1 protein-coding gene is annotated in these 1,290 nt (G+C 72.5%); it reads right to left on the reverse strand.

Annotated features, from left to right (window positions below; genetic code table 11):
- Nucleotides 1-404: 404 nt before the first annotated feature.
- Nucleotides 405-1,290: VWA domain-containing protein (locus KBX53_RS33250; protein ID WP_210863820.1), on the reverse strand; the 886-nt coding region annotated here is incomplete at its 5' end.

Consider the following 1,290-nt stretch of genomic DNA (forward strand, 5'->3'; position numbering starts at 1 on the left):
ATGGTCAGTCCCGCTGAGCCACGACTCAGTCTGGTGAGCTGACCCCGCTCCGCTCCCCACCACGTCGGCACCTGCCGAGGTGAGTGTGCCGCGCCGCCCGAACCCGGGCGGTCGCCGGGAGCCGCCCGGTCACGACTTCGTGTGCGCGTCCCTACCCCCTGCGGTCCGCCCCCGCACGCGGACCGTCCAGCCGCCACCCGGAGCCGTCCATGAGCCGCTACGTCGCCCCGCTGGGCTTCACCCTCGCCGCCGTCTGGGTGGCCATCGTCTTCGTCCTCGCCGGCGGCGGCCACTGAGCTGGTCGTCCTCCCCGGCGGCGGCCAGTGAGCTGGTCGTCCTCACGGCGACGGCCACCGGGTTGGTGCCGACCGGCGGCGGTGGGTGACCGCCGCCGGTCCCACCGCTCAGAGCATCCGCGACGACCACAGCAGGCTGAGCGCACCGGCGCAGAGGGCAAGCAGCAGCGCCACCCCGGCGTACCACTGGGTCACCTCACGCGGCTCGGTGCGGAACCCGATCGAGCTGCCCATGTCCTGATAGACCTGCTTCAGCTCGCTCACCGAGGCCGCCTCGTAGAAGTAACCCTCGGTGGTCTCGGCGAGTTCGGCGAGGGCCAACCGGTCCACCGGCACCCGCTGCAACTGCCCGCCGATGTCGACCTGGCCGGTGTCCGTGCCGAAGGCGATCGTGGAAACCGGGACGTTGGCGGCCTGCGCGGCGGCCGCCGCCTCCTCCACAGCCCGACCGGAGGTGCGGCAGCCGTCCGAGAGCAGCACGATCCGCGCCGGTGGGATACCCGCCGCGCCGTCGGCGGGCACCGACCGGATCGCCTCCAGGCAGGTGAACACCGCCTCCCCGGTCGCTGTCGCCTCGGCCAGCACCAGCCCGTCGATGGCGCTGGTCACCGCGTCGCGGTCCTTGCCCGGCGGCACCAGCACGTTGGCCGCCTTGGCGAACGACACGAGGCCCAGGTTGTAGCTCTCCGGCAGCTCACTGACGAACTGCTTGGCGGCCTCCTGGGCCGCCTCCAGCCGGTTCGGTGACACGTCGTCGGCCTGCATCGACAACGACACGTCGATGGCGAGCATCACGGTGGCCCGCTCCAGCGGCTCCTTGGTGTCGACAGCGGGCCGGGCCAGTGCGGTGGCCAACACCAGCAGGCAGAGCAGGAACGCGGTCGCCGGGACGTGCCGACGCCAGCCCAGGCCCTTCGGCGCCACCGTCCGCAACAGGTCCACATTGGTGAACCGCATCGCGTACGCCCGGCGGTGCAGCTGCCGCCAGACGTAG

Origin of the sequence: Micromonospora sp. M51 (assembly GCF_018070305.1) — a bacterium.
Classification (GTDB): domain Bacteria; phylum Actinomycetota; class Actinomycetes; order Mycobacteriales; family Micromonosporaceae; genus Micromonospora; species Micromonospora parva.